This is a genomic window from Halomonas sp. AOP27-A1-41, assembly GCF_052378605.1.
Lineage (GTDB): Bacteria > Pseudomonadota > Gammaproteobacteria > Pseudomonadales > Halomonadaceae > Vreelandella > Vreelandella citrativorans.
This window is the reverse complement of the sequence record NZ_JBQSXT010000032.1, coordinates 1-22,432: the sequence shown is the minus strand read 5'-3', so window position 1 is coordinate 22,432 and position 22,432 is coordinate 1. Positions and strand designations below refer to the sequence as shown.

Here is a 22,432-nt window from a genome sequence, read left to right as displayed (position 1 = left end):
CTCAGTTAAAAAGCTCAGCTTTTGGGTTTTGCCTTGCGCATAAGCGCATACGCCGGGCCTGAGAGCACATAGGCACCAAACAGCAAGAGCAGCATTACAGACGGTTCGACCGAAATCATGACAAACCCCAATACAACGGCCAGCAACACTACAAAGGGTACGGGCTTTCTAAAGTCGAGATCTTTGAAGCTGTAATAGCGGATGTTGCTGACCATCAGAATACCGGCGGCCGCCACAACAACCAACATCAGCAGCTTGAAGCCAAACGCATCCGCATCAAAGCTGTGGAAGGTCCAAACACACGCAGCCACCAGTGCTGCCGCTGATGGACTAGGAAGGCCGATAAACCACTTCTTATCAACACTTCCGTTTTGTACATTAAAGCGTGCCAAGCGAAGTGCCGCGCAGGCGACATAGAGAAACGCGACCACCCAGCCGGTCTTCCCGATATCCTGCAAAATCCAGGTGAACGCGACAAGCGCAGGCGCCATACCAAAGGAAATCATATCGGCCAGACTATCGTACTCAGCCCCAAATTCGCTTTGCGTATTGGTCATACGCGCAACGCGGCCATCCAGTCCATCCAGCACCATAGCAATGAAAATAGCGACTGCAGCCGATGTAAAATCACCGTTAATACCGGCGACAACGGCAAAGAAGCCTGAAAACAGAGCGGACGTAGTAAACAGGTTGGGCAGTAAGTAGATTCCCTTGCGGCGAACTTTCTTGCCATCCTCTACCGCATCTTCGACGATCTCTGTGTCGCGTAGAAAGGCGGCAGCTAAATCCTCATTATCGACCTTTTGAGTCTGGTCGTGGTTTTCGGGCTGGGGTGTACTGGCCTGCTCTTGATCGCGAGCGTCCTGAATCATAGGTGTCATCCGTTTAATAAAAAGCCACAAACTAGTGAACACTTTCATTCTACACGGTGAGCTTTAGTCAGCCAGTCAATTACCGCACGTAGACAAAAATGCATGGCGGCTAGCCCTATAAAACAAACGGGGTGCGCCAAAGCGCACCCCGTCACCAAGTTAATAAGCACCTACTGCTTGAAAACACTAGCCCTGAATTTGCCAACCAACTGACCGTGATCCAGAGCATCATGCAGTTTAGGGCTTATCTGGCAATTTCATCTGCAGTGACTGTTGGTCTTAAACCAGGAAAAGGTCACCATTTTTACCGTGACAACCACGTAAGCGAGGTTTCAGAAAACCATTATTAAGTCATTACGTTGTTATAGTAGCGTGTCAGCGCTGATGGCCACCGCGCCGTCTAGTGCAGCGCTGGTAAAGCGTCAAGCAACTTTACGACACACGTATCTTTGCGTAAAACGCTGTATTTGCAACAAACTATTTCACATATTGAAATGACGGTACTGGCATGGATTTTCGCTTACTGAAGCACTTTGTCACGCTTTCTGACACGCTCCATTTTGGCCGCGCCAGCGAGTTGAGCCACATAAGCCCATCGACGCTTAGCCGCTCTATTCAGCAGTTGGAGGAGGAGTTGGCCACTCGGCTATTCGAGCGTGACAACCGCCATGTCGCACTGACTCCCCAAGGGCTCAGTTTTCAGCACTACGCACGCGAAACGTTAGAACAGTGGGAAATGACCAAGCGTCGCCTGGCCAATGAAGCGACCATGCTGAGCGGTGAGATCAGCATCTACTGCTCAGTAACTGCCAGTTACAGCTTTCTGTATGAGCTATTAAGCGATGTACGAACACGTCATCCCGGCATTGAGTTAAAGCTGCATACCGGTGATCCGGCGAATGCAATGAAAAGAGTAATGGAGGGTGACGATGATATGGCGATTACGCCGCGCCCCCGCATTCCCCCTAATGCGCTGGTGTTTAAGTCATTAACACGTTCACCACTGGTATTTATCGCGCCTAACGAACCGTGTGATTGGCTACCCAGCTTCCCTGAAAGCTCAACGGCAGCACAGTGGCAGCAAGTGCCCATGATTCTTTCTGAAGCAGGCTTATCGCGGGAGTACGCCAACACCTGGTTTAAAGCGATGGGTATCACGCCTCGAATCTACGCCCAGGTGGCCGGGCACGAAGCGATTGTTAGTATGGTGGGGCTGGGCTTTGGCGTAGGCGTGGTTCCCAAAATCGTTCTGGATAACAGCCCGCTTGCCAACCGCGTTCGCATGTTAAACGTAAAACCAGAGCTGCCCCACTATGACGTGGGCCTTTGCGTCCTAAATCGGCGTTTAAAAAATCCGCTTATTGAGGCGCTTTGGTCTGCGATTAGCGAACGCTAATCGATTATAAAAAGCACCGCCTCGGCGAGACGGTGCTTTTGGGTCGAGCAATACAGCTTGGCTAAACGTGCAGTGATCAGGTAATTAAATCGATAGCACCTTGTCACCACGCGCAATACCAGAAACGCCAGTACGCGCCACTTCAAGAATCCCTACTGGCGCCATGGCCTGCAGAAAAGCGTCCAACTTGGCGGCATCACCGGTAATCTGCACGGTATATAGATTAGGTGTGACATCGACGATCTGCGCCCGAAAAATATCCACGGTACGCTTCACTTCATCGCGGGCAGCCCCCAATGCCTTTACCTTCACCATCATCAGCTCACGCTCGATATGGTTGCCTTCGGTCAAGTCAACCAGCTTCACCACATCAATCAGCTTGTTGAGGTGCTTGGTGATCTGCTCAATGACACGATCATCGCCAACCGTGGTCACCGTCAACCGCGAAAGCGACGCATCTTCCGTAGGCGCTACGTTAAGCGTTTCAATGTTGAAGTTACGCTGGGAAAACAGGCCGACCACACGTGACAGCGCACCCGGTTCGTTTTCCAACAGAATCGAGATGATATGTCGCATCAGGTACGCTCCGTTTTAGACAGCAGCATGTCGCGCATGGAGCCTAACGGCACCTGCATCGGGTAGACGTGCTCGAAAGGATCCACCTTCACGTCAAGGAACACCAGTTCGTGCTTGTCGGCAAATGCACGCTCAAGCGCCGGTTCAAGCTCATCCTGAGTAGTGACGGTAATCGCGGTAAATCCATAAGCCTCAATCAACAGATGGAAATCAGGCAGTGATTCCATATAAGAGTGCGCATGACGTGACTTGTAGTTCAGGTCCTGCCACTGACGCACCATGCCTAGCGAGGCATTGTTCAGATTGAGAATTTTGACCCCTACGCCGTACTGCTTACAGGTGGAGAGTTCCTGCATCATCATCTGGAAGCTGCCTTCCCCGGTAACACACACGACGTCGTCGTCCGGGTAGTTCTGCTTGATCCCCATGGCGGCCGGGAAGCCAAAGCCCATGGTGCCAAGACCGCCTGAGGTAATCAGCCGGTTGGGCTTATCAAACTTGTAGTACTGAGCCGCAAACATCTGGTGCTGACCTACGTCGGTCGTAACAAATGCTTCACCGCGCGTTATCCGGCACAGCGCTTCAACAACTTCCTGCGACTTTAACGCTTCACCTGGCTTGGACGGTTCGTAAAGCTTGCCTTTACGCTCGGCACGCCAGCCATCGATCTTTTCCCACCACTCAGCAAGTGCTTCAGGATGCGCAATGGGATGGCCCTGAACCAGGCTAATCATCTCATTAATAACGCTAGCGGCAGGCCCTACGATAGGCACATCAGCACGCACGGTTTTAGAGATAGAGCTAGGATCAACATCAACGTGAATAATTTTCGCCGTGGGGCAGAACTTCGACGTGTTGTTGGTAACCCGGTCATCAAAGCGTGCGCCAATAGCGATAATCAAATCAGCGTGGTGCATGGCCATGTTGGACTCATAAGAGCCGTGCATGCCCAGCCAGCCAAGGCTTTGACGATCGCTTTGCGGGTATGCGCCAATGCCCATCAGCGTGGTGGTAATGGGGAAACCCAGCTTTTTGACCAGATCGGTTAAGCCTTCACTGGCTTTACCGGTCACCACACCACCACCGGTATAAAACACCGGGCGCTTGGCTTTAAGCATTAGCTCGATGGCTTTTTTAATCTGCCCTGTATGGCCACGTGTCACCGGGTTATACGAGCGCAGCTTGACCTTTTTCGGGTAGATGTACTCGTAGCGCTCGGTCGGCGCGGTCATATCCTTGGGAATATCGACCACCACAGGGCCGGGGCGCCCGGTAGAAGCCAGATAAAAGGCTTTTTTAAGCACTTCCGGAATTTCAGACGGATGACGAATCGAAAAGCTGTGCTTCACGATAGGCCGGGTGACACCCACGATATCGGTTTCCTGGAAGGCGTCTTCGCCAATCAGATGGCTGGCCACTTGGCCGCACAGCACCACCATCGGAATGGAATCCATATAGGCGGTCGCAATACCGGTGACGGCATTGGTTGCACCAGGCCCTGATGTGACCAGCACCACACCTGGCTTACCCGAGGCGCGAGCGTAACCGTCGGCGGCATGCGTGGCCGCTTGTTCGTGACGCACAAGAATGTGCTTCACATCGTCCTGGCGGAACAGCGCATCATAAATATGCAGCGCCGCGCCGCCGGGATAACCATAAATGTACTCAACGCCCTCATCTTTCAAGAAGCGGGCGATCATATCTGCGCCGGAAAGCAGTTCCACTGTATTTCTCCCCTGGAGGTCTCGAGTGCGATCCGCAGGACATCCTGCGGTGTCGAGTGCGGCGGTATGCCGCTGCCGGCCCATGCCGGCACCTGATGCCAAACCCTGGCATACGGCCCGGTTAGGGCCTGCACTCTCTGAGAGGCACTGATCCATAACAACATACATCAGTGGCTCTCTTTCACGGCTGATTGCCGTGTCGGGGCGTTGGCCAGGCTGAGCGGTTAGCTCAAACCCGGAAGTCCTTCGGCGGGTAAAGGCTTACGCCTACCCTTCGCGCGGTGAAAAGGGGTTACCCGTAGGTCCGCGCCCGCAAATCAGGAACAGATAAGATTCCATTAGGCTCTTGGCATGTCAACCATCAATGCCCGATGAATGTGCAAAGGAGCGATTTGAGACAAAAAAAGCCCCGCCGGCAAGGCCGAGCGGGGCATATGGTTATAACCAAGAACGTCTGATTATCAGTGAGCGGTTAGCTATTAAACGCAAGCTTACCGTCCGAGGCACTCACCCGAATAACATCGCCGGGTGAAAACTTGCCTGCCAGCAAGTCTTGCGCCAGCGGATTCTCGATCCGGCTCTGAATAGCACGCTTGAGTGGCCGCGCGCCATAGACAGGGTCAAACCCAACAACCGCTAGTTGCGCCATGGCGTCATCGCTCACCTCAAGGCCTAAATCGTGCTCAGCCAAGCGGGCTCTCAAGCGCTCCAGTTGAATGCCTGCAATTGCCTGAATTTGCTCCTGACCCAAGGCATGGAAGACGACCACTTCATCAATCCGGTTGATCAACTCAGGGCGGAAGTGATTACCCACCACCTCCATGACCTTGTTTTTCATGTCCTCATAGGCGCTTTCTTTATCAGCGCTGACGTCACCGCCCATGCGCTGAATAATGTCTGAGCCCATGTTGGAGGTCATCACGATCACGGTATTGCGGAAATCCACCGTGCGGCCCTGGCCATCCGTTAACCGACCATCTTCCAATACCTGCAGCAGGATATTGAAAACATCCGGGTGAGCCTTTTCCACCTCATCCAGCAACAGCACGGAGTAAGGTTTACGGCGCACCGCCTCGGTTAAATAGCCGCCCTCTTCGTAACCTACATAGCCGGGAGGCGCACCGATCAACCGCGCCACGGAGTGCTTCTCCATGAATTCCGACATATCAATACGCACCATGGCCTCTTCGGTGTCGAACAGGAAGTTGGCCAATGACTTGCAAAGCTCGGTTTTACCCACCCCGGTAGGCCCAAGGAACAGGAACGAACCGTTCGGCCGGTTAGGGTCGGACAACCCCGCACGTGAGCGCCGCACGGCGTTGGCAACAGCTTCAACTGCCTCATCCTGGCCAATGACCCGCTCATGCAGAGCATCTTCCATCCGCAGCAATTTATCGCGCTCGCCTTCCAGCATTTTGGACACCGGAATGCCGGTCCAGCGCGATACCACCTCTGCTATTTCCTCTTCCGTCACGTTGGAGCGCAGCAGTTGGTGCTTGGTAATATCGGCTTCACTTTCACCGCTTTCGGCAATTTTCTTTTCCAGCTCAGGGATTTGCCCGTACTGAATTTCCGACATGCGCCCTAAATCGCCCTGCCGTCGTGCCTGTTCCAGGTCAAGGCGCGCCTGCTCCAGCTCTGCCTTGAACTGAGCCGAGCCTTGGATACTGGCTTTTTCTGCCTTCCAGACTTCATCCAGGTCGGCATACTCGCGCTCAAACTCATGAATCTGGTTGTTAAGCGCTTCAAGGCGTTTTTTAGTCGCCTCGTCGGTCTCTTTTTTAAGCGCTTCCCGCTCCATCTTGAGCTGGATTAAACGCCGGTCCAGGCGGTCCATTGCTTCGGGCTTGGAATCAAGCTCCATACGAATCCGCGAAGCCGCTTCATCAATCAGATCTATCGCTTTATCGGGCAACTGCCGATCAGTGATATAGCGAGTGGAAAGCTTCGCCGCAGCAATAATCGCCGAGTCGGTAATATCCACGCCGTGGTGCACTTCATAACGCTCTTTTAAGCCGCGCAGAATGGCCACGGTATCTTCTTCCGTCGGCTCATCGACCAACACTTTCTGGAACCGACGCTCAAGTGCCGCGTCCTTTTCAATATATTTGCGATACTCATCCAGCGTGGTCGCGCCCACGCAGTGCAGCTCACCCCGTGCAAGCGCAGGTTTGAGCATATTGCCCGCGTCCATCGCGCCTTCCGCCTTACCGGCACCGACCATGGTGTGCAACTCATCGATAAACAGAATGACCCGCCCCTCTTCCTGGGCAAGCTCTTTAAGAACCGACTTTAAGCGCTCTTCAAACTCACCGCGGAATTTGGCACCTGCTAACAGCGAGCCCATATCCAGCGACAGTACGCGTTTGTCTTTTAAGCCTTCCGGCACTTCACCATTAACGATACGCTGCGCCAGCCCTTCAACAATCGCCGTTTTACCGACGCCAGGCTCGCCAATCAAAACCGGGTTATTTTTGGTACGGCGCTGCAATACCTGAATGGTGCGGCGGATTTCATCATCACGACCAATCACCGGGTCAAGCTTGCCATCCAGCGCGCGCTGAGTAAGGTCAAGGGTATACTTGTTGAGCGATTCCCGCTGATCTTCAGCGTTAGGATCATCAACACTTTCCCCACCGCGCAGGCTATTAATCACCGCCTCAAGGGACTTCCGGTTAACGCCCGCCTCTTTCATTAACTTGGCAAGCGGGCCATTCATTTCCAGCGCCGCCAGCAGCACGAGTTCGCTGGCAATGAACTGGTCGCCACGCGCTTGTGCTTCACGGTCGGTCAGGTTGAATAATTTAATGAAATCCCGTGATGGCTGCACTTCGCCATCGAACTGGCTTACTTTAGGTAAGTTATCAAGCTGCTGCACTAACCCATCACGCAGACGCGAGCTTGAGCCTCCGGATTTTTCGATCAGGGCTTTAATACCCGTATCCTTGGTATCCAGTAGCGCAAGAAGAAGATGGGAAGGGTCTAACTGGTTATGGCCGCGGCCAACGGCCAAGGATTGCGCTTCAGCAATAGCGGCCTGAAGCTTGGCAGTAAACTTATCAAAACGCATAGTGAGCCTCTTGGATTAGCCCTGCGCCCGAACGCACGGCGTTTCGGAAAAAACTGCTGTCCACTTTCCTAATAAATATTAGCTTTGTAAGTTAAATGGTGCTAGTTCCGCCGTTTTCAAGAGGAGATAATGCCAACCTGGTTATTTTTTGACCCAGATCACACTGGCCATGCGCCCCGTCGTACCGCCATCACGCCGATAAGAGTAAAAACGCGATTCGCAGGCAGTACAGAAGTGCCCACCGCTAATATGTTCAACACCGAGCGCTTCCAAGCGAAACCGCGCCAGCCGGTACAAATCGGCCATGTAGTGCCCCATTCGATAGGGACTATGGTCAAACGCTTCCGCAGTTTCTGGGTGTACGGCAACAAAGGCGCCATACACTTCCGGCCCAACTTCAAACTGAGCATTGGAAATAGCCGGGCCTAGCCATACGAGAATATCCTCGGGCTCGCTATTCATGGCGGCCACTGTCGCCTCTAAAACGCCTCCGGCCAGCCCGCGCCAACCGGCGTGAGCAACCGCCACTTGCGTTCCGGCTTGATTACAAAACATCACCGGCAGGCAGTCTGCGGTCAGTACGACACAGGCGTATTCATTGGAGGTGGCGACGGCAGCATCGGCCTCTGGCACGTCGGCCTGGTAGCCCTGCTGAACGCGCGCGCCATGCGTTTGATTTAGCCATAGCAGCGGGCGCTCATCGCCAATCTCTTTTTGCATCAAGCGGCGGCAAAGCGCCACATGCTCAGGGTTATCACCGACGTGAGAGGCGGGATTGAACGCGGCAAACGCTTCCTGGCTAGGGCCCGTTTCCCGGGTGCTCACAAAGGCCTGCACATTATCAGGCGCAGGCCAATCCGGTATTAGTAGCGTTGGCCGTAAATCGATGGCATCACTCATTGCATGGTCTCACTGTCTTCGCGCAGGTAGTCCAACAACATTAGTAGATCATCGGGCAAATCGGCGTAAAAAGTCAGTGTTTCACCACTCACCGGGTGCACAAAGCTTAGCTCGCGGGCATGCAGCGCCTGGCGCGGGAACTCACGCAGGATCTCCTTAAGCGGTCCGGCAGCACCAGGTGGCAGCTTGGCACGTCCGCTATAGAGCGGGTCGCCAATCAATGGGTAACGGGCATGGGACATATGCACGCGTATCTGATGCGTGCGCCCGGTTTCCAGCTTACAGCGAACGTGCGTATGCGCGCGAAAACGCTCCACAACGCGAAAATGGGTCACGGCAGGTTTACCAGCGTTGGTGACAGCCTGGCGTTTACGGTCTTTAGGATGGCGGCCAATAGGCGCATCAATGGTGCTGCCTGCCACGGGCTTACCGATCACCACCGCGTCATACTGGCGTGATACGCTGCGTGCCTGCAGTTGCTCAACCAGGGCCGTTTGCGCTTGAATAGTTTTAGCCACCATCATCAAGCCAGTAGTATCTTTATCCAAGCGGTGAACAATCCCCGCGCGAGGCACTTCAGCAAGTGCCGGGTGATGATAAAGCAGTGCGTTGAGCAAAGTGCCATCACGATTGCCCGCCGCAGGATGCACCACCATATTGGTGGGTTTGTTGATCACCATCACGGCATCATCTTCATAGACAATGCTCAGCGGTATGTCCTGCGCTTCAAAACGCAGATCTTCTTCAATGGTGGCCTTTAACACTAGCATTTCATCACCGTGCAGCTTCGCTTTCGGCTTGGCCTGGGCGCCATCGATGGTTAGCTCACCCGCGTTGATCCATGCTTTCAGGCGCTCGCGTGAGTAATCGCTGAATAACTCCGCCGCTGCTTGATCCAACCGTGCACCTGCAAGTGTTGCGGGCACGCGCTGCATGGCTTCAACTATCCGGGGCATGACGTTATTTCCTTTGACAACACTCGACAAAACGCCACTAAGCCTGCGTTTTGCGTCGAGGTGATTTATAGTGGGCTTACTGCGACCTATTCTACCATTTCTACTTATGGCCATCGTCGCTTTTCGGTGATTGAGGCTTGTTTGCAACGAGGATGATGATGCGCGTTTTTTCTGCTGCCAACCGCTTTGGTGCCCTTGCTTTAAGTCTTGCCTTATTGGCAGGCTGCGCCAGTAATGACACGACCCCGGAAGAAGAAGATGAGTTTTCCGGAGTGCAAGAGCGTGAGCTCTACGAACTTGCTCGCACCGCGCTGGATAGCAACCGCTACCCCATTGCGATTGAGCGGCTGGAAGCGTTGGATACACGCTACCCTTTCGGCCCCCATGCTGAACAGGCGCAATTAGAGCTGGTGTACGCCTACTATGAAAACGGTGACTGGGAAGAAGCACGCGCCGCCGCCAGTCGGTTTATTCGCCTGCACCCCGACCACCCGCAGGTTGATTATGCCTACTACCTGCGCGGACTTTCTGCCTGGCAGGCGGGTCGTTTCAGCCTTGAGCGCCTTCGCTTAATTGATATTTCCAAGCGCGACATAGGCGCCTCGCGCGATGCGTATAACGACTTCCGTGAACTGATCCAGCGCTACCCGCAAAGTGAATACGCCCCGGATGCGCAGCAGCGCATTATTTATTTGCGCGACTTGCTGGCCCAGCATGAACTGCATGTTGCCGACTATTACCTGCGCCGTGGGGCTTACCTGGCCGCTGTCGAGCGTGGGCGTTGGGTGATCGAAAACTACCCCGAATCCAATGCCACCCGCGACGCACTGGCCGTTATGATCGAGGGTTATCAGGGTTTGGGCATGAACGATCGCGCTCAAGAAGTCATCATCGTACTGCGTGAAAATGCTCCCGACCACGAGCAACTTCAAGGCGACCGCTTTGTACCCAAGCACTAAAATGAATGTAATGGACTGATGACAGTACGGTTTACCCTCCCAAAAAACCACGCCTCGGCGTGGTTTTTTTTAGTTGGCGTTACGCTAATACCTGTTAATCGCCCGGCTGCCAACCGTTAACAATCGGGTAACGGCGATCACGTCCAAAGCCGCGCGATGTGACGCGCACGCCCACCGGGGCCTGGCGACGTTTGTACTCACAACGGTCTACCAGCTTGACCACTTGATAGACATCTTCATGGTCATAACCCGCTGCGATGATCGCTTCAGCACTCATATCACCTTCGATATAGCACATGAGGATAGCGTCCAACACATCGTAATCAGGTAGCGAATCGCTATCCTGCTGGTCAGGCGCAAGCTCTGCGCTGGGCGGACGCTCAATGACGCGCTCAGGAATAGCAGGAGACTGCGTATTACGCCAGCGGGCCAGGCGGTATACCCAGGTTTTATAGACATCCTTGATGGCGTTATAGCCACCCACCATGTCGCCATACAGCGTGGCATAGCCCACCGCCATTTCACTTTTGTTGCCGGTGGTCAGTACCATCAGGCCTTTCTTATTGGAAAGTGCCATCAGCAGTACGCCCCGACAGCGCGACTGGAGGTTCTCTTCGGTGGTATCACGTTCAGTGCCCGTAAAGCTTTCCGAAAGCGTCGCCATAAAGGCATCGACCATGGACTCGATAGGCAAAATGTCGTAATGCACGCCAAGCATTTCTGCCTGAAGGGCAGCATCCTGCCGGGAGATATCCGCAGTGTAGTGGTACGGCATCATCACTGCCTGAACGCGCTGTGGGCCCAGTGCGTCTACCGCAATCGCCAAGGACAGCGCCGAGTCGATTCCGCCGGAAAGACCCAGCACCACGCCTTCAAAGCCACTTTTATTGACGTAATCACGCAGCCCCGTTACCAGCGCACAGTACAGGCTCTCTTCTGGCTCGGCATCCGGCTCAATTTCACCTGACTGCGGCTCCCAGGTAGAGGCGCTGGTTTGCAACAGTTGCACCGGCATTAAGCCTGCCTGCCAATACGGAGCAAGCACTTTTAGCTGGCCCTGTGCATCCACACAACTGGAACCGCCGTCGAACACCAACTCATCCTGGCCACCAATGGTATTCACATACACAATCGGGCGGCTTACATCTTGCGCGCGCAGCTCCAGCAAGCGGAGCCGTTCGTCTGGTTTATCCTGATGATAAGGGGAGGCGTTCAGGCTAATCAGCACTTCCGCCCCGGCGGCGGTGGCAGCCCGTGCAGGCGCGCCTTCCCACAGGTCCTCACAAATTAAAAGACCGAGCTTGGCCCCCTTATGCTCATACACCAACGGCTCTGTGCCTGGAGTAAAGTAGCGCTGCTCATCGAAAACCTGGTAATTGGGTAGCGCTTGCTTGGCGTATTCGGCCTCCCACTGGCCGTTATACAGCACGCCCGCCATGTTATAGCACTTGCCTTCACGGGTCCCCGGATAACCAATAATCACCAGCACGTCGCGGGCGACCTTTTCTGCCATTTTGGCCCGCGCTTCGCGCAACCGTGCTTCCATGGAGGGGCGCAGCAATAAATCTTCCGGTGGGTAACCGGACAAAAACAGCTCAGGGAAGATAACAATATCTGCCCCATGCTCAATGCGCGCTTCGCGCACGGCTTCAATAGCGCGCGCCGCATTACCGGGAATATCCCCGACAAGCGGATCGAGTTGGGCCATTACCAGCGTTAAATCTTGCATGGGCGTTAAAATCTCTTGAGAATCCTTGGAACATTATTACCTGCGTCAATGCATTGTCCCGCAAGGACTGCCTGCTGGCAAAGCCCGCATGCGCATTGATCGTTTTCGGCTCCGTTTAGGAGGACTGGCAAGGATGAACCTTTTGATTATTCGCTTGATAATTTTCGCTGTGCTGTTTTACGCAGGCCTAAAGCTTTACGGCATGTATCGGCAGCACAAACTCGACCGCGACGCGGAGCGCAATGCCTTGAACCGTCACGAAGGCGGCCAAATGGTGCGCTGCCTCTGGTGTGAGGTCCATGTCCCGGAAAGCGAGGCACTGCGCGACCACGAACAGTGGTTCTGCTGCAGCGCCCATCGCGACCGTTATCTTCAAGAACAACAGGATAAAAACGACGGCGCTTAACCCTTTAACCGTGCTTGCGTCGGCAAGTAGGGCGTAGGGTCAATCAACGGCATCCGGTCAAGCAGCTGGTCCACCAGCAAGTGGGTGGAAGCAGGCGCCAGCACGAGCCCATTGCGGTAATGCCCGGCGTTTACGTAGACGTTGGGCTGCTCTGGAAGTGCGCCAATAAACGGGATGCCATCGGGTGAGCCGGGGCGCAGGCCTGCCCAGTGATAAGCAACCGGGCAGTCCGCCAGCGCGGGAACAATACGCTCAGCGCTCTGCTTTAACGAGGCCAGCGCCTCCTCATCGGTAGCTTTATCAAACCCGGTGTCTTCCAGGGTGGAGCCGACGAGCAGCAGACCGTCGCTGCGCGGAATTACATAGCGACCATCTTTCAAGACGACCCGCTGCACAAGCCCGGCAGGCGCCTGGTAGGCGATCATCTGGCCTTTCACTGGGCGTACGGGTAACGCCACGTCAAGCGTAGCCAAAAGCCCTGCACTCCAGGCACCACCGCACACGACCAACCGCCCCGCCTCCACCACGCCTTGCGAGGTGTTAACACCCACCACCTGGCCACCACGGCGTATCACGTCATGCACCTCGCACTGCTCCCGTAGCGTTACATTGGGCATGGCGAGTAGTTTAGCGCGCAGCGCCTGGCCAAGCCGTGGGTTTCGCACACTGCCAAGGGTTGGCATCCACAAGGCATTTTCATGGGCAATGGCAACATCGGGTTCTTTTTGTTGCACGAAATCAGCGTTAACCTGCACCAGCGGTTTGCCTAGCTGACGCGCCCACTGCAGTGCTTTATCGTCATCATCGACATTTAAATAGAGCAACCCCTTTTGACGATACTCAGGGTCAATGCCGGTTTCTTCCAGCAAACGTAGCGCAAGCGTTGGGTAAACTCCTTCCGACCAGCGAGAAAGTTGCGAAATGGGCGGTGCGTAACGCCACGGATAGAGCGGTGATACAATGCCACCACCCGCCCAGGAGGCCTCTTTGCCACACATGCCGCGCTCAACAAGTGTGACGTGTTGACCGGCATCCGCTAACTGCAACGCGGTCAGCATGCCGATCACACCGCCGCCAATAATTAGAAAATCGCTCACAGGCATTGCCTACTCTGGCTTACTTGATGACCGGCCCAGGCCGGATACGGACAGTGAGCATAGCGAGGAGGCCGAGCAGGTCAAGTCACAGGGAAGACTGCATGACGCACAAGCACAGCGAATATCCAACCTACCTTCAAGGGTTTACGCTCATTGAGCTGCTGATTGTGCTGATTCTGGCAGGCATATTGGCGGCTTGGGGCATACCCGGCCTTCAATCACTGAGTGAGCGTACTGCGGTTACCAGCGAAGTGAACCGACTACAAACCGCACTCACGTTAGCTCGCAGTACCGCCATTACTCAGCACCGCGATATTACCTTGTGCCCCGCGACGGCTGACCGCAGCGCTTGTGCGCGTGATTGGGGGAATGAACTGATGGTGGTTAGCGCCGACAAGACCCGTGGCATCCATAAAGACGAGATAATCCGGGTGTTTCCATCAACCAGTGGCGTTCACGTTAGCAAGAACGGTCATGCGCGGATTAAATACACCCCGCTCGGGCATGCCACGGGGTTTAACAGTACGTTCTCCATCTGCCCTGCCAGCACACACAGCAGCACTGAGGGGGCAAGCCTGGTACTCAGTACGCTTGGCCGGGCTCGTATTGCAGAGCCGCCTGCCAGCTGTTAGCGGCAGGCGGCTTTCCCTTCTTGAACAACTTGATTAGGCGATACCGTCCAGATAACGCTCGGCATCCAGCGCGGCCATACAGCCACTGCCCGCCGAAGTAATGGCCTGACGATAGATGTGATCCATCACATCGCCACACGCGAACACACCCGGCACGCTGGTGGCGGTAGCATTTCCTTCAAGCCCTGAATTCACCTTGATATAGCCGCCGTTCATAACCAGCTGGCCTTCAAACATCCCGGTGTTGGGGTGATGGCCGATGGCAATAAAGAGGCCTGGCGCCTGGATTTCTTTTACTGTGCCATCCCGTGTTGATTTCAACCGTACGCCGGTAACGCCAGTGTTGTCGCCCAGTACTTCATCAATTTCCTGGAACCACTCCAGCGCAATAGTGCCTGCTTCGACTTTTTCGAGCAGTTTGTCTTGCAGGATCTTTTCCGCACGAAGGGAGTCGCGGCGGTGTACCAGGGTAACTTTCGACGCAATATTAGAGAGATACAGCGCCTCTTCCACGGCCGTATTGCCGCCGCCCACCACAATGACTTCCTGGTTACGGTAGAAGAACCCGTCGCAGGTGGCACATGCTGAAACACCTTGGCCCATAAACTGCTGCTCAGACGGTAGCCCGATATAGCGAGCACTGGCGCCCGTGGCCACAATCAGCGCGTCACAGGTGTAAATACCGCTGTCGCCCTTGAGGGTGAACGGTTTTTCATCAAGGCTGACTTCATTGATATGATCGAACAGCACCTCGGTGTTAAAGCGCTCGGCGTGCGCTTTCATCCGCTCCATCAGCTCAGGGCCTTGTACCCCTTGGGCATCGCCTGGCCAATTATCAACGTCTGTCGTGGTGGTTAACTGGCCACCCGCTTGCATTCCGGTGATCAGCAAAGGCTTTAAGTTAGCCCGTGCTGCATACACGGCCGCTGTATAACCTGCCGGGCCGGACCCAAGAATAATCAAACGTTCATGACGCGTTTCCATGACACCACCTTGTAAATGTCTAGCTGATAAAGTCGCAAAGAGTTTGCCTGAAATGGTGCCAAGTACAAGCTATTGCAAGGTTAAGTATTGACTATTAGGCGAAGACACCTTGAATCAACCTTTATAAACACCCATGTCCTACTACTATGTAAGCCATACTAAAAAGGAAGACTGTGACCGTTTCGCGGCGTGACATACCGTGCAACGCAATGAGAGGAGAAAGGCATGAGCAATACACCCGATACGCTTCAAACGTTGGAAGTAGGTAGCAAACAGTACCGCTACTACAGCCTTCCCAAGGCGGCCGATGCGCTTGGCAACATTGACCGACTCCCCAAATCGCTCAAAATTTTACTCGAAAACCAACTGCGCTTTGCCGACGATGAAAGCGTTGAAAAAGACGATATGCAAGCCCTTGTCGATTGGCAGAAAGAGGGCAAATCCAGTCGTGAAATCGGCTATCGCCCGGCGCGCGTATTAATGCAGGATTTCACCGGCGTACCCGGTGTGGTCGATTTGGCCTCCATGCGCGCAGCGGTAGAAAAACTGGGTGAAGACCCGGCCCGCATCAATCCTCTTTCTCCGGTTGATCTGGTGATTGACCACTCGGTCATGGTCGACAAGTTTGGTAACGCGACAGCGTTTGAAGAGAACGTCGAAATTGAAATGCAGCGCAACCGTGAGCGTTATGAGTTTCTGCGCTGGGGCCAACAGGCCTTTAATAACTTCAGCGTGGTGCCGCCCGGCACCGGTATTTGCCATCAGGTAAACCTTGAGTACCTGGGCCGAAGCGTGTGGACCAAGGAAGAGGACGGCACCACATTTGCCTACCCGGATACCCTCGTGGGCACCGACTCCCACACCACCATGATCAACGGCCTGGGCGTGCTAGGCTGGGGCGTGGGCGGTATTGAGGCGGAAGCGGCCATGCTCGGCCAGCCAGTCTCCATGCTGATTCCAGAAGTTATCGGCTTCAAACTGACCGGCAAACTGCGAGAAGGCATTACCGCCACCGACCTGGTACTCACCGTGACGGAGATGCTGCGCAAAAAAGGGGTTGTGGGTAAGTTTGTCGAATTCTACGGCGATGGCCTAAAAGACCTGCCGCTTGCTGACCGCGCCACCATTGCCAATATGGCCCCGGAATACGGCGCTACCTGCGGCTTCTTCCCGGTCGATGACGAAACACTGAACTATATGCGCTTAACCGGGCGCGAAGATGACCAGATTGCGCTAGTAGAAGCCTATAGCAAAATGCAGGGCTTATGGCGTGAGCCGGGCGATGAGCCGGTGTTCACCGATGCCCTGCACCTTGATATGACCGAAGTGGAAGCCAGTCTCGCTGGCCCTAAACGCCCGCAGGATCGCGTTGCCTTAAAAGACATGGCCGCCGCCTTTAATAAAGTCATGCAGGAGGATGCCAAGGCACAGCCCAACGCGGAAAAAGGCAAGTTCGACTCCGAAGGCGGCCAGACAGCCGTAGGCATTGAGCGCAGCCTTGAGGGGGACTTCAAGCACGCCTCCAGCCAGAAAGTCACCATTGACGACCAGGATTTCAGCCTGGACCCAGGCGCGGTGGTCATTGCTGCCATCACCTCATGCACCAATACGTCCAACCCCAGTGTGATGATGGCTGCAGGCCTGCTGGCGCGCAAAGCGCGTGAAAAAGGCCTAACCACCAAGCCCTGGGTGAAAACCTCGCTGGCGCCTGGCTCCAAGGTCGTCACCGACTACCTGGCCGCGGCCAACTTGAACGAGGATTTGAATGCGCTGGGCTTTAACCTGGTGGGTTATGGCTGCACGACATGCATCGGCAACTCAGGCCCACTGCCTGAAGCGATTGAGAAAGCGGTAAACCAGGGAGATTTAACCGTTGCCTCGGTCCTTTCAGGCAACCGTAACTTTGAAGGCCGTGTTCATCCGCTGGTCAAAACCAACTGGCTTGCGTCTCCCCCCTTGGTCGTCGCTTATGCGCTGGCGGGCAATGTACAGCGTGATTTAACTCAGGAGCCACTCGGCCAGGACAGTGACGGCAACCCGGTTTATCTAAAGGATATCTGGCCCTCTCAAGCCGAAATTGCCGAGGCCGTCGAGAAAGTAAATACCGATATGTTCCGTAAAGAGTACGGTGAGGTATTTAAAGGCGATGAAACCTGGCAGGCAATTGACGTTCCTGAAAGTCAGGTCTACCAATGGCCCGAATCTACTTACATCCAGCACCCACCCTTCTTTGAAGGCATGGGACGCGAACCAGATGCGATCGAGGACGTCAGCAATGCCCGCGTTCTGGCCATGTTGGGCGACTCGGTGACCACTGACCATATTTCCCCCGCAGGCGCGATCAAACCGGATAGCCCCGCAGGCCGCTACCTGCAAGAACATGGCGTTAAGCCGGTCGACTTTAACTCCTACGGCTCGCGCCGGGGGAATCATGAGGTCATGATGCGCGGCACCTTTGCCAACGTACGTATCAAAAACGAGATGCTGGACGGCGTGGTCGGCGGCGAAACGCGCTATGTTCCCAGTGGGGAGCAAATGGCGATTTACGATGCCGCCATGAAATACCAGGAGGCTGGCACACCGCTGGTCGTTATTGCTGGTAAAGAGTATGGCACCGGCTCTTCGCGTGACTGGGCAGCCAAAGGTACGCGCTTGCTAGGCGTTCGCGCGGTTCTCGCGGAATCCTTTGAGCGTATTCACCGCTCCAACCTGATCGGCATGGGCGTGGTGCCGCTGCAGTTCCCGGAAGGTGAAACCCGCGAAACGCTGGGATTAACCGGCGATGAAGAGATATCCATTGCGGGACTAAGTGATTTAAGCCCCGGCAAAACGGTGCAGGTAGTGATTAAAACCGGTGAAAAAGAGCATACCGTTGATGCCAAGTGTCGAATTGATACGGTCAATGAGCTGGCTTACTACCGTCATGGTGGTATCCTTCACTACGTGCTGCGCAAAATGATCGGCGCCGCATAAGTAATACCTACCAATGCTTGTATGCCCCACCTCGGTGGGGGTTTTTTATGAGCGCTCGTTTAAACGGCGCGGCGGCGATAGGTACGATACTCAGGTGACCAGCTTGCTTTCTCGATGTCTTCGCGCAGTTTGGTGCCGCTGGTCGTTAGCGCAACGCCGTTATGCTGAGCAGTGGCGGCTACTTCAAAGGCAATCGACTGGCTGATTTCACGAATACGCGAAAGCGGCGGTAACAGCGCACCTTTACCCTCTTTAACGATGGGTGCTTCACGCGCCAGCGCACGAGACGCGCTCATCAACATCTCATCGGTCACCCGATTTGCATTCGAAGCAATGACGCCCAACCCGATGCCCGGGAAGATATACGCGTTGTTGCACTGGGCAATGGGGTATGTGCGCCCGTTATATACCACAGGAGTAAACGGACTACCGGTGGCGACCAGTGCTTGGCCGTCGGTCCAGCGGATCACATCGTCAGGAACAGCTTCTGCCTGAGACGTTGGATTAGAGAGCGGCATAATCACCGGGTGCTCGCAGCCTGCATGCATGGTTTTAACCACTTGCTCGGTGAATATCCCACGCTGACCGCAAACACCGACCAGAATAGTCGGCTTCATCTGGGCAATGGTTTCTTCCAACCCTTGGCCATTCCAATCCGCGACCAGCGCAGGATCGTGGGCCAAACGGCGCTGAAAATCGCGCTGCCACTCTTGATCCGTCGTCATCAAGCCTTCGCGGTCGACAACAAAAATACGCGCACGCGCTTCATGTTCGGAGAGACCTTCGGCCTCCATGGCCACCACGACCTGCTCAGCGATACCACAGCCGGCTGAACCACCGCCAACGAACACCACGCGTTGCTGGGCAATGCTCTCTTCACGCGCCTGACAGGCTGCCATGAGCGTTCCCACGACAACGGATGCCGTACCCTGAACATCATCGTTAAAGCAGCACAACTCGTTGCGATAGCGCTCAAGCAGCGGTACGGCGTTGGCTTGGGCAAAATCTTCAAACTGTAGCAAAACATTCGGCCAGCGGCGCTTCAGCGCTGAGATGAACGCTGCCATAAAGGCGTTGTACTCTTCCTGACCCACGCGTTTATGGCGCCAGCCCATGTACATGGGGTCATCCAGCAGCGCCTGATTATTAGTGCCTACATCAATCACGATGGGTAGCGTATGGGCCGGACTAATACCGCCACAGGCGGTATAAAGCGCCAGCTTACCAATGGGAATCCCCATACCACCGATCCCCTGGTCACCCAGCCCTAAAATACGTTCGCCGTCAGTGACTACGATAACTTTAACGTTATCCTTAGTGGCGCTGCGCAGAATATCGTCCAGATGATCGCGGTCCTGATAGCCGATAAACAAGCCCCGGTGATTGCGATAAATATTGGAAAATTCCTGACATGCCTGGCCAACGGTTGGCGTATAGATGATCGGCAGCATCTCTTCAAGATGCTCAGATACCAAGCGGAAGTAGAGCGTTTCGTTGTCGTCTTGAATGGCGCGCAAATAAATATGGCGCTCAAGATCGCTATTGCACTGCTGGTACTGCCGATAAGCGCGCTCTAGCTGATCATCAATGGTTTCGACATTTTGCGGCAGCAAACCAATCAAGTTAAACGCCAAACGCTCCTCTTGAGTAAACGCGCTGCCTTTGTTCAATAGCGGCATTTCAAGTAAGGAAGGACCGGCGTAAGGAATATATAAGGGGCGCTTACTCGTCGTCATAGGGGCTCTCTTCTTTTCCATTACCGCTGCATCGCAGCAATTTCAAGCGTTTACGGTTTATCGACATAATGTACCATGTCACTACGACAAAGGTGGCACAGTCATACTTCTCTAGCCAAAAAAATGCCCCGACATTTGCCGGGGCAGCTGAAAATCAATACGTTATAATTAGCAGGTTTTTGCCGTTGGCTGGCGCCCTACTTCACCGGTAAAGAACAACGGACGCAGCTTCACACCGACAATATTGCCCGCAAAGGCAGCCACCAACCACACCCAACCGTGCAAGCTACCCGAGGCGATACCACTGAAGTAAGCACCGATGTTGCAACCAAACGCCAGGCGCGCGCCATAACCCAGCATTAAGCCACCAATTACCGCAGCCACCACCGAGCGCAGAGGGATTCTAAAATTAGGCGCAAACCGACCGGCCAAATGTGCAGCCATTAAAGCGCCCAACATAATACCGACGTTCATGACCGTCGTCATATCACTCCACACGCTAGCGTCAAGCGCCGCCGCATTACCTGGCGCCTGCCAATATCCCCAACCCGTTACGCTACCGCCGAACAATTCATATACCTTGGCTCCCCAAAGCGCGAAGGCCGACGTAATGCCCCACGGGCGACCAGCTAGCGCAAGCGTTGCGAAATTCAGCAGCGCCAAGGCCACGGCACCCGCCAATAACGGCCAAGGCCCGCTTAACCAACGCAGAGTAGCGGGTTTCTCAACCATGGGTACCTGTTCAAGTTGACCATGACGACGCTTTTCCATCACGAGCGTAAACACCGCAATCGCCACAAACAGTACCAGGCTGATGGCGATACCGCCCGTCGTACCTGCAATATCAATCAACGATATCGGCTCAAACGCTGGCAAACGCTGCCACCACGCAAAATGCGCCGAGCCAATTACCGAACCGATGATAAAGAAGACAAGCGTAATCAACATACGGGCATTACCGCCACCCGCCGTAAACAGCGTGCCTGAAGCGCACCCGCCGCCTAACTGCATACCAATCCCGAAAAGAAACGCGCCCACCAGCACGGAAATGCCGATAGGGGAGACAAAACCACTCACCGGAGTACCAAACAATGTACCGGCACCCAGCGCTGGGAAAAACAGCACCACGGCAATGGCCAGCATCACCATTTGCGCACGCAGCCCGCGGCCGCGGCGCTCGGTAATAAACACGCGCCAGGCAGAGGTAAACCCAAAGGCAGCGTGATACAACACCATGCCCAGCAGACCGCCTACAATCATTAGCAAACCGGTATTAGCGCCAAATATGACGCCAATCATTAGCGCTCCTAATACAATCGCCGCAGTCGCCAGTAGTGGTACCCGATAACTGGCCGGAGTCGCGGCAGCCGTCGTCGACATAAATTCACCTATAGGTAACGCCAAAAGCGCCCGTGGATAGACAGGCGCTCTGGTCGATGTGGATAATCGTTATAAGCTTACCGCCCAGCCAACAGGGGGTAAATCATTTATGGCTAATCGTTACAGGGCTAACGAAGAATTACGGCTCTTTTTTATCGTCGTCTTCATGCGCCACATAGAGACGATTCACCATTACGAATAAAACAACCGCCAAGGGTGCGGCCAAAATAACGCCAGGTAAGCCAAACAACGTGCTGCTTGCAAGGAGCGCAAACAACAATAGCGCCGGTGGCAGGCTGACGGCACGCTGCTGCACCAAGGGCTGCAAAATATTACCTTCAATCTGCTGAATAATAACGTAAGCCATCAGTACGAAGAGCGCCGTCTCAGGGCTGACCGTATACGCCAACAGCAGGGCAGGAATAGCGGCGGCAATGGGGCCGACCAACGGTACAAAGTCCAGAAGACCGGCAACTAGTCCCAGCCCTAATGGCGCTGGCACGCCCAGCAGCCACATGCTGATACCCACCAGTACGCCCGTTACCGTCATGGCGACTAACTGGCCACCTAGCCAATAGCGCAATGCCTTACCACTCGCATCCAACGCCTCGCCCAAGCGCGGACGGCTTTTAACCGGTGCCAGTAATAAAAGACCACGGCGGTATAAGTCCGGCTGAGCCGCAAAATAGACCATCCCAACAATCAACACGAACAAATTGATAATACTGCCGCCCATTGAAACCACGATCATGCCGACCTGAGACACACCGCCTTGCATGATGCTTCCCGCATTTTCCACGGCATTATCGATCAAAGGCGCCAACTGCGAATCTTCAAGACGTTCTCGTAGTTGTTCCCACGCCTCAGGCAGCATGGTCGTAAGCGACTCCATTTCAGCTGCAATCTGTGCCCCGAACCCCCAGCTCATGAATCCCAATCCACCGCACAACACTACCAACACAATAAGCAACGATAGCCAACGCGGCACGCCGCGGTTTAGTAGTGGCGTCATGCAGCTTTGCAAAACACAGGCGCCCACCAC

At 54.7% G+C, this 22,432-nt stretch carries 17 protein-coding genes; 5 read left to right on the top strand and 12 right to left on the bottom strand.

The window, feature by feature from the left end:
* Positions 1-14 precede the first annotated feature (14 nt).
* Positions 15-872: a CDP-diacylglycerol--serine O-phosphatidyltransferase gene (gene pssA / locus ACT3TC_RS16015; protein WP_087107270.1), complete on the bottom strand. Its 858-nt coding sequence runs from the start codon at positions 870-872 to the stop codon at positions 15-17.
* A 508-nt stretch (positions 873-1,380) separates the two neighbouring features.
* Here pssA and ilvY point away from each other — a divergent pair.
* Positions 1,381-2,268, top strand: coding sequence for an HTH-type transcriptional activator IlvY (gene ilvY, locus ACT3TC_RS16010; protein ID WP_444640896.1), 888 nt, complete (start codon positions 1,381-1,383; stop codon positions 2,266-2,268).
* 84 nt (positions 2,269-2,352) lie between these two features.
* On the opposite strand, the gene ilvN is transcribed toward ilvY, so the two are convergent.
* The 5 genes from ilvN to rluD form a co-directional block, all read right to left on the bottom strand.
* Positions 2,353-2,844 carry an acetolactate synthase small subunit gene (ilvN, locus tag ACT3TC_RS16005; protein WP_172118949.1) on the bottom strand — a complete coding sequence of 164 codons (492 nt, stop codon included), beginning with the start codon at positions 2,842-2,844 and terminating at the stop codon, positions 2,353-2,355.
* On the bottom strand, positions 2,844-4,568 hold the full coding sequence (locus ACT3TC_RS16000) for an acetolactate synthase 3 large subunit (RefSeq protein WP_172118948.1): 1,725 nt from the start codon (positions 4,566-4,568) through the stop codon (positions 2,844-2,846). Before ACT3TC_RS16000 ends, ilvN begins: the two co-directional genes overlap by 1 nt.
* Positions 4,569-5,040: 472 nt before the next feature.
* On the bottom strand, positions 5,041-7,638 hold the full coding sequence (gene clpB, locus ACT3TC_RS15995; protein WP_444640894.1) for an ATP-dependent chaperone ClpB: 2,598 nt from the start codon (positions 7,636-7,638) through the stop codon (positions 5,041-5,043).
* Between the two features lie 141 nt (positions 7,639-7,779).
* The gene (gene pgeF, locus ACT3TC_RS15990) at positions 7,780-8,538 is read right to left on the bottom strand and encodes a peptidoglycan editing factor PgeF (RefSeq protein WP_444622203.1); all 759 of its coding nucleotides are present in this window, start codon (positions 8,536-8,538) and stop codon (positions 7,780-7,782) included.
* Positions 8,535-9,494, bottom strand: a complete 960-nt coding sequence (gene rluD / locus ACT3TC_RS15985; protein WP_441679376.1) for a 23S rRNA pseudouridine(1911/1915/1917) synthase RluD — start codon at positions 9,492-9,494, stop codon at positions 8,535-8,537. Before rluD ends, pgeF begins: the two co-directional genes overlap by 4 nt.
* Before the next feature lie 158 nt (positions 9,495-9,652).
* On the opposite strand from rluD, the gene ACT3TC_RS15980 reads away from it, so the two are divergent.
* Positions 9,653-10,453, top strand: a complete 801-nt coding sequence (locus ACT3TC_RS15980; RefSeq protein ID WP_172118945.1) for an outer membrane protein assembly factor BamD — start codon at positions 9,653-9,655, stop codon at positions 10,451-10,453.
* Positions 10,454-10,547: 94 nt separating this feature from the next.
* On the opposite strand, the gene ACT3TC_RS15975 is transcribed toward ACT3TC_RS15980, so the two are convergent.
* The gene (locus tag ACT3TC_RS15975; RefSeq protein WP_444622205.1) at positions 10,548-12,182 is read right to left on the bottom strand and encodes an NAD+ synthase; all 1,635 of its coding nucleotides are present in this window, start codon (positions 12,180-12,182) and stop codon (positions 10,548-10,550) included.
* 133 nt (positions 12,183-12,315) lie between these two features.
* On the opposite strand from ACT3TC_RS15975, the gene ACT3TC_RS15970 reads away from it, so the two are divergent.
* Entirely contained in the window at positions 12,316-12,588 is a 273-nt protein-coding gene (locus ACT3TC_RS15970) for a PP0621 family protein (protein WP_444640892.1), read from the top strand.
* On the opposite strand, the gene thiO is transcribed toward ACT3TC_RS15970, so the two are convergent.
* On the bottom strand, positions 12,585-13,685 hold the full coding sequence (gene thiO / locus ACT3TC_RS15965; RefSeq protein WP_444640890.1) for a glycine oxidase ThiO: 1,101 nt from the start codon (positions 13,683-13,685) through the stop codon (positions 12,585-12,587). The two genes, ACT3TC_RS15970 and thiO, sit on opposite strands and share 4 nt — an antisense overlap.
* Positions 13,686-13,786: 101 nt before the next feature.
* On the opposite strand from thiO, the gene ACT3TC_RS15960 reads away from it, so the two are divergent.
* Positions 13,787-14,317: a GspH/FimT family pseudopilin gene (locus tag ACT3TC_RS15960; RefSeq protein ID WP_444640888.1), complete on the top strand. Its 531-nt coding sequence runs from the start codon at positions 13,787-13,789 to the stop codon at positions 14,315-14,317.
* Positions 14,318-14,350: 33 nt separating this feature from the next.
* Here the strand turns inward: ACT3TC_RS15960 and trxB are convergent, their stop codons facing one another.
* Positions 14,351-15,301: a thioredoxin-disulfide reductase gene (gene trxB / locus ACT3TC_RS15955; RefSeq protein ID WP_444640886.1), complete on the bottom strand. Its 951-nt coding sequence runs from the start codon at positions 15,299-15,301 to the stop codon at positions 14,351-14,353.
* A 225-nt stretch (positions 15,302-15,526) separates the two neighbouring features.
* Between trxB and acnA the strand changes: the two genes are divergently transcribed.
* Positions 15,527-18,274: an aconitate hydratase AcnA gene (gene acnA / locus ACT3TC_RS15950; protein ID WP_444622209.1), complete on the top strand. Its 2,748-nt coding sequence runs from the start codon at positions 15,527-15,529 to the stop codon at positions 18,272-18,274.
* Between the two features lie 59 nt (positions 18,275-18,333).
* Here the strand turns inward: acnA and ACT3TC_RS15945 are convergent, their stop codons facing one another.
* The 3 genes from ACT3TC_RS15945 to ACT3TC_RS15935 form a co-directional block, all read right to left on the bottom strand.
* Positions 18,334-20,010: an NAD-dependent malic enzyme gene (locus ACT3TC_RS15945; RefSeq protein ID WP_444622210.1), complete on the bottom strand. Its 1,677-nt coding sequence runs from the start codon at positions 20,008-20,010 to the stop codon at positions 18,334-18,336.
* Between the two features lie 168 nt (positions 20,011-20,178).
* Complete coding sequence (locus ACT3TC_RS15940) at positions 20,179-21,390, bottom strand: YeeE/YedE family protein (RefSeq protein ID WP_444640884.1); 1,212 nt, start codon at positions 21,388-21,390, stop codon at positions 20,179-20,181.
* Between the two features lie 139 nt (positions 21,391-21,529).
* Positions 21,530-22,432, bottom strand: a 903-nt coding sequence (locus tag ACT3TC_RS15935; protein WP_444640882.1) for an AI-2E family transporter, incomplete at its 5' end; no start/stop codon positions are given.

Bases quoted from the DNA above. Each gene is read 5' to 3' on its own strand.
- pssA (WP_087107270.1), bottom strand. From the start codon at position 872: ATGATTCAGGACGCTCGCGATCAAGAGCAGGCCAGTACACCCCAGCCC.
- ilvY (WP_444640896.1), top strand. From the start codon at position 1,381: ATGGATTTTCGCTTACTGAAGCACTTTGTCACGCTTTCTGACACGCTC.
- ilvN (WP_172118949.1), bottom strand. From the start codon at position 2,844: ATGCGACATATCATCTCGATTCTGTTGGAAAACGAACCGGGTGCGCTG.
- clpB (WP_444640894.1), bottom strand. From the start codon at position 7,638: ATGCGTTTTGATAAGTTTACTGCCAAGCTTCAGGCCGCTATTGCTGAA.
- pgeF (WP_444622203.1), bottom strand. From the start codon at position 8,538: ATGAGTGATGCCATCGATTTACGGCCAACGCTACTAATACCGGATTGG.
- rluD (WP_441679376.1), bottom strand. From the start codon at position 9,494: ATGCCCCGGATAGTTGAAGCCATGCAGCGCGTGCCCGCAACACTTGCA.
- ACT3TC_RS15980 (WP_172118945.1), top strand. From the start codon at position 9,653: ATGCGCGTTTTTTCTGCTGCCAACCGCTTTGGTGCCCTTGCTTTAAGT.
- ACT3TC_RS15975 (WP_444622205.1), bottom strand. From the start codon at position 12,182: ATGCAAGATTTAACGCTGGTAATGGCCCAACTCGATCCGCTTGTCGGG.
- ACT3TC_RS15970 (WP_444640892.1), top strand. From the start codon at position 12,316: ATGAACCTTTTGATTATTCGCTTGATAATTTTCGCTGTGCTGTTTTAC.
- ACT3TC_RS15960 (WP_444640888.1), top strand. From the start codon at position 13,787: ATGACGCACAAGCACAGCGAATATCCAACCTACCTTCAAGGGTTTACG.
- trxB (WP_444640886.1), bottom strand. From the start codon at position 15,301: ATGGAAACGCGTCATGAACGTTTGATTATTCTTGGGTCCGGCCCGGCA.
- acnA (WP_444622209.1), top strand. From the start codon at position 15,527: ATGAGCAATACACCCGATACGCTTCAAACGTTGGAAGTAGGTAGCAAA.
- ACT3TC_RS15945 (WP_444622210.1), bottom strand. From the start codon at position 20,010: ATGACGACGAGTAAGCGCCCCTTATATATTCCTTACGCCGGTCCTTCC.
- ACT3TC_RS15940 (WP_444640884.1), bottom strand. From the start codon at position 21,390: ATGTCGACGACGGCTGCCGCGACTCCGGCCAGTTATCGGGTACCACTA.